The sequence below is a fragment of the Acidovorax facilis genome (assembly GCF_023913775.1).
GTDB classification, from domain to species: Bacteria; Pseudomonadota; Gammaproteobacteria; order Burkholderiales; family Burkholderiaceae_C; genus Acidovorax; species Acidovorax facilis.
In genome coordinates, this window is the sequence record NZ_JAMXAX010000035.1 from 37,034 (window position 1) to 43,033 (window position 6,000).

Consider the following 6,000-nt stretch of genomic DNA (forward strand, 5'->3'; position numbering starts at 1 on the left):
TATAGCGTGCAACGCAGCGCGCAACCAGTGGGGCTGCGCCTTGGGTGTTGCGCAGCTGTTGCGCGTTGGCGCTGCGTCAGTTTGAGGTGTTTTTGGCCTCTTGCGCTGGTGTGAAAAGCGCGGGCAGCTATTGAAATTATAGCTTTTGCGCTTTTCAAGGCTTTCAAACCGCTGCAGCAGACTCGCCAGCCAGCCAGTCGCGCCGCACCAGAAAGCGCTGCGTGAGGTCAGCTTCGGCGGAATCGGCCGCATCAGAACGCTGGTAAGACCACGACACCAGCGGCGGCATGGACAGCAAAATGGACTCTGTGCGCCCACCCGACTGCAGACCAAAGTGCGTGCCCCGGTCCCACACCAGGTTGAACTCTACGTAGCGGCCCCGGCGGTAGAGCTGAAAGTCGCGTTCGCGCTCAGCAAACGGCAGGTTCTGGCGCTTTTCGACAATGGGCAGATAGGCCTTGAGGAAGGCATCGCCCACCGACTGCGTCATGGCCAGGCTCTGTTCAAAGCCCAGCTCCGAGAAGTCGTCATAGAACACGCCACCCACGCCACGCTGCTCGCTGCGGTGTTTCAGGTAGAAGTACTCATCGCACCATTGCTTGAAGCGCGGGTACTTGTCGTCGCCAAAGGGTGCCAAGGCATCACGGCAGGTGCGGTGAAAGTGCACCGCATCTTCCTCAAAGCCGTAGTACGGCGTGAGGTCCATGCCACCGCCAAACCAGCAGGTCGGCGCTTGCCCAGGGTGGCCAGCCGCGATCATGCGCACGTTCATGTGCACCGTCGGCACGTAGGGATTGCGCGGGTGGAACACCAGCGACACGCCCATGGCCTCGAAGGGTGCGCCCGCCAGCTCGGGCCGGTGCTGCGTGGCCGAGGGTGGCAGCTGGGGGCCGCGCACATGGCTGAAGCCGCAGCCTGCGCGCTCGAACACCCGGCCACCTTCCATTATCTTGGTGATACCGTCTCCCTGCAGCGGCTCGCCGGGGGGTTTGCTCCACGCATCAGCCAGAAAGCGGGCACCGCCCTCGCCTTCCACCGCTTCAAGCGCATCGGTGATACGCGTCTGCAGACCCTGCAAATAGCTGCGTACGGTCGCCACGGTAGTGGCCGGATTCAATCCAGGTTGTTGCATTTCAGTTATCCATTGCCATCGGCGCCATGCGCTGCCGGTAAAAACTGGCGCGGCCCAGGCCAGGGACGCCAAGCAAGTGCCGCACCGCAGCGAGGGCGTTGTCCCCCTGTGGGGGAAGGCGCCGCAGGCGACTCAGGGGGAGCTATTTCACCGCGCGGAAGCCAATGTCCCGGCGGTACTGGGCGCCATCGAACTGAATGCCGCGCGCCACGTCATAGGCACGCTGCTGCGCCTGCTTGACGCTGTCGGCCAGCACCGTCACGCACAACACGCGGCCGCCCGTCACGCTGACCACGCCATCTTTGAGCTGCGTGCCCGCGTGGAACACCACGGCATCGTCCGCCTCGGCTGGCAGGCCGGTGATGGGGTCGCCCTTGCGCGGGTTCTCCGGGTAGCCGTGGGCGGCCATGACCACGCCCAGTGCGGTGCGGCGGTCCCATTGCAGTTCCATCTGGTCGAGCTTGCCGTCAGCGGCAGCGGCCATCACGTCGCTGAAGTCGCTTTTCAGGCGCATGAGGATGGGCTGCGTCTCGGGGTCGCCCATGCGGCAGTTGAATTCGAGCGTCTTGGGCTGGCCCTTGGCGTCGATCATCAGGCCGGCATACAGAAAACCGGTGTAGGGAATGCCGTCCTTTTCCATGCCCCGGATGGTGGGCAGGATGATCTCGCGCATGGCGCGGGCATGCACATCGGCCGTGACCACGGGTGCGGGCGAATACGCGCCCATACCGCCGGTGTTGGGGCCTTCGTCGCCGTCCTTCAGGCGCTTGTGGTCCTGGCTGGTGGCCAGGGCCAGCACGTTCTTGCCATCGCACAGCACGATGAAACTGGCTTCTTCGCCTTCGAGGAACTGCTCGATCACCACGCGCGCGCCACCTTCGTTGTGCGTCACGCCGTATTTGTTGTCCACCAGCATGAAGTCCACGGCATCATGGGCCTCCTGCAGCGTCATGGCCACGACCACGCCCTTGCCTGCCGCCAGGCCATCGGCCTTGATGACGATAGGCGCGCCCAGCCGATCCACAAACGCGTGGGCCGCAGCGGGGTCGGTGAAGGTGTCGTAGTCGGCCGTGGGGATGCCATGGCGGCGCATGAAGGCCTTGGAAAAGGCCTTGGAGCTTTCGAGCTGGGCAGCAGCCTTGGTGGGGCCGAAGATGCGCAGGCCATTGGCACGGAACTCATCGACCACACCCGCCGCCAGTGGCGCCTCGGGGCCCACCACCGTCAGTGCGATCTTTTCGGCCTGCGCCCACACACGCAGTTCGCGCACGTCGGTGATGGCCACGTTCTCGAGCTTGGAATTCAGCGCGGTGCCGCCATTGCCAGGCGCCACATACACCTTGGTCACCTTGGGGGACTCGCTCAGTTTCCACGCCATCGCGTGTTCACGGCCGCCGCCACCAATCACAAGTACTTTCATAGGAACCTTTGGTGAACCCTGCTCGCAGCGCTGGGCTGCTTGGCGGGGTTCGGGGAAATATCAGTCGGAAAACAAGTCAGCGCAAGAAAAAAGCGGCGATCCACAGGCGCAATGTCACAGTGCAGCGTTGTGGTAGACCTCCTGGGTATCGTCCAGGTCCTCCAGCACATCCAGCAGCCGCTGCATGCGCGCCGCGTCGTCGCCCGTCAGTTCGATGGTGTTTTCAGGCCGCATGGTCACGCCCGCCACTTCGGGCGTCAGGCCTGCGGCTTCCAGGGCGTTCTTCACGGCTTCAAAGTCGGCCGGGGCGGTCAGCACCTCCACTGCGCCGTCGTCGTCGGTCACCACGTCTTCGGCCCCCGCCTCCAGCGCCACTTCCATCACCTTGTCTTCGCTGGTGCCGGGGGCAAAAATCAGTTGGCCGCAGTGCTTGAACTGGAAAACCACCGAGCCCTCGGTGCCCATGTTGCCACCGTGTTTGCTGAACGCGTGTCGTACCTCGGCCACGGTGCGCACGCGGTTGTCGGTCATGGTGTCGATCATGATGGCCGCGCCACCAATGCCATAGCCCTCGTAGCGGATTTCCTCGTAGGTCAATCCCTCGGCGTTGCCCGTGGCCTTGTCGATGTTGTACTTGATGCGGTCGGCGGGCATGTTGGCCGCCTTGGCCTTGTCTACCGCCAGGCGCAGGCGGGGGTTGGCAGACAGGTCGCCGCCGCCCGAGCGGGCAGCCACAGTGATTTCACGAATGATGCGGGTCCAGATCTTGCCGCGTTTTTCATCCTGCCGCCCTTTGCGGTGCTGGATATTCGCCCATTTGCTGTGTCCTGCCACGAGAAGTCCTTTTGTATTGATTTAATCTACTGACCGCGATTTTACTTTTTACGACTTGCGCAAATCGGGATCAGGCAAGAAGCCTGCCCTGTGGATACGCGGTTTGTGCATCCTTGTTTGCGCAAGTCCTACTTTTGCCTCCACCCGGAACCTCCGCCATGGCCGAACCCCTCCTGATTGCCAAGCACGACACCACCGAATGCCACCTGCTGCCCGGCCTGGCCAACCGCCACGGGCTCATCACCGGCGCCACCGGCACCGGCAAGACGGTGACCCTGCAGACCCTGGCCGAAAATTTCTCGCGCATTGGCGTGCCAGTGTTCATGGCCGATGTGAAGGGCGACCTGACCGGCGCGAGCCAGCCCGGCAAGATTGGCGACAAGCTGGCGGCCGTACTCAAGGAGCGTGGGCTCGACCGCCCCACGCCCCTGGCCTGCCCCACCACGCTGTGGGACGTGTTTGGCGAGCAGGGCCACCCGGTGCGCGCCACCATTTCCGACATGGGCCCCCTGCTGCTGGGCCGCATGCTCAACCTGAACGAAACCCAGCTGGGCGTGCTCAACCTGGTGTTCAAGATTGCCGACGACAACGGCATGCTGCTGCTGGATCTCAAAGACCTGCGCGCCATGCTGCAGTACGTGGGCGACAACGCCAAGGAGTTCACGACCGAATACGGCAACGTGAGCGCCGCCAGCGTGGGCGCCATTCAGCGCGGGCTGCTGCAGATCGAGCAGCAGGGCGGCACGCAGTTCTTTGGCGAGCCCATGCTCAACATCCAGGACTTCATGCAGACCGTGGACGGCCATGGCGTGGTCAACATCCTGGCGGCCGACAAGCTCATGAACTCGCCGCGTCTGTACGCCACCTTCCTCTTGTGGATGCTATCCGAGCTGTTCGAGCAGCTGCCCGAAATTGGCGACCCCGAGCAACCCAAGCTGGTGTTCTTCTTCGACGAGGCCCACCTCTTGTTCAACGAGGCGCCCAAGGTGCTCATCGAGCGCATCGAGCTGGTGGTGCGTCTAGTGCGCTCCAAGGGCGTGGGCGTGTACTTCGTCACGCAGAACCCTCTGGACATCCCCGACAGCGTGCTGGCCCAGCTGGGCAACCGCGTGCAGCACGCGCTGCGCGCCTTCACCCCGCGCGATCAGAAGGCCGTCAAAGCCACGGCCACCACCATGCGGCAGAAGCCGGGCCTCGATATCGAGACCGCCATCACCGAACTGGCCGTTGGCGAGGCGCTGGTGAGCTTCCTGGATGCCAAGGGCCGCCCGAGCGTCACCGAGCGGGTGTTCGTGCTGCCGCCCGGCAGCCAGCTCGGCCCCATCACAGCGCAGCAGCGCCAGGTGCTGGTGGCCAACTCGCTGGTGGCGGGCGTGTACGAAAAGGTGGTGGACCGCGAGTCGGCCTACGAAAAACTCAAGGGCCGCGCCGCCGAAGCCAGTGCGCAGGCACCTGCCAATGGCAAAGGTGCCCCCGCCAACACGGAAGACAGCGGCGGCGGCCTGATGGGCGGGCTCAACGACGTGCTGTTTGGCAGCACCGGCCCGCGCGGCGGCAAACGCGACGGCTTGGCCCAGACCATGGCCAAGTCAGCGGTGCGCACCATGGGCACCACCATTGGCAAGGAAATCCTGCGCGGGGTGCTGGGCAGCATCTTCGGCGGCAGCAAGCGCCGTTGAACACAGGGGGGGCACAGATTCCGCCCCCCTGCTCAGCGCCTCCAAGCGCGGCCCCATCACGGCAGCTTCGGCATGCGATGGTGCTGCGGGTAACCCCCGCGTGACCATCTGGCGACACCACCCAAAAGTGTCATCAATCAGTCACCAAACAGCCGTGAAATCGCCACACAACAACAAAAAAGGAGGGACGATGAAACGCATCGAAAACGTTCTGCTGTGGTGGGGAAGCAAGGTCGTGCTGCTGGCGATTTCCGTGTGGGTGGCCGCCATCGTCGGGATCTTCGCGGGCGCCTGGCGCCTGCGGTGGCCCTGGATTCTGTATTTTTTGGCCACAGTCATCATCACCGCCCTGGTGATCCAGTGGACCAACGCTGTCCGCCAGCGGTATATCCGCGAGGCCCCCCTGCCCCGCTTTCTGCAGCGCAAGCTGCGCGAAACCTACCCCCACCTGAGCACCCGCGACTGCGAGCTGGTCGAACGCGGCCTGCGCCAGTTCTTCATGGCCTGCCTGCGCGGCAACAAGCAGTTTGTGGCCATGCCCTCCAAGGCGGTCGATGCGCTGTGGCATGAGTTCATCCTGCACACCCAGGCCTACAAAGCCTGGTGCGACAACGCCCTGGGTTTCTTTTTGCACCACACCCCCGCCGAGGCGCTGGGTAAAAAGGCGCGCCACAACGATGGCCTGCGCCGCTGTTGGTACTGGGTATGCAAGGAGGAGTCCATCGACCCCAAGGCCCCCAGCCGCCTGCCCCTGCTGTTTGCGCTGGATGCCAAGTTCGCCATTGCAGGCGGCTTCTCCTACGTGCCCGACTGCTCCGATATCGCCCGCAAAAGCGACGCGGGTGGCAGCGGGGGCAACAGCTACTGCGGCACCAGCTTCTCGGACGGCAGCTACAGCGGCAGCTCGGGCGACTTTGGCGGCGCCGAAAGCTCGG

Annotated in this window: 5 protein-coding genes; 2 read left to right on the forward strand and 3 right to left on the reverse strand. The window is 64.1% G+C overall.

Annotated elements, in window-relative coordinates:
* Positions 1 to 163: 163 nt before the first annotated feature.
* From hemF to NFX52_RS12415, 3 genes are all read right to left on the reverse strand, one after another.
* On the reverse strand, positions 164 to 1,132 hold the full coding sequence (gene hemF, locus NFX52_RS12405; RefSeq protein WP_055395981.1) for an oxygen-dependent coproporphyrinogen oxidase: 969 nt from the start codon (positions 1,130 to 1,132) through the stop codon (positions 164 to 166).
* 142 nt (positions 1,133 to 1,274) lie between these two features.
* On the reverse strand, positions 1,275 to 2,552 hold the full coding sequence (gene purD, locus NFX52_RS12410) for a phosphoribosylamine--glycine ligase (RefSeq protein WP_055395980.1): 1,278 nt from the start codon (positions 2,550 to 2,552) through the stop codon (positions 1,275 to 1,277).
* Between the two features lie 114 nt (positions 2,553 to 2,666).
* Positions 2,667 to 3,386, reverse strand: coding sequence for a YebC/PmpR family DNA-binding transcriptional regulator (locus tag NFX52_RS12415; protein WP_010458745.1), 720 nt, complete (start codon positions 3,384 to 3,386; stop codon positions 2,667 to 2,669).
* Positions 3,387 to 3,544: 158 nt separating this feature from the next.
* Here NFX52_RS12415 and NFX52_RS12420 point away from each other — a divergent pair, with 158 nt between their 5' ends.
* Positions 3,545 to 5,065, forward strand: coding sequence for a helicase HerA-like C-terminal domain-containing protein (locus tag NFX52_RS12420; RefSeq protein WP_055395978.1), 1,521 nt, complete (start codon positions 3,545 to 3,547; stop codon positions 5,063 to 5,065).
* 190 nt (positions 5,066 to 5,255) lie between these two features.
* The coding region (locus NFX52_RS12425; protein WP_252635658.1) for a glycine-rich domain-containing protein at positions 5,256 to 6,000 on the forward strand (745 nt) is incomplete at its 3' end.

Coding starts and splice junctions, on each gene's coding strand:
- hemF (WP_055395981.1), bottom strand. CDS start 1,132: ATGCAACAACCTGGATTGAATCCGGCCACTACCGTGGCGACCGTACGC.
- purD (WP_055395980.1), bottom strand. CDS start 2,552: ATGAAAGTACTTGTGATTGGTGGCGGCGGCCGTGAACACGCGATGGCG.
- NFX52_RS12420 (WP_055395978.1), top strand. CDS start 3,545: ATGGCCGAACCCCTCCTGATTGCCAAGCACGACACCACCGAATGCCAC.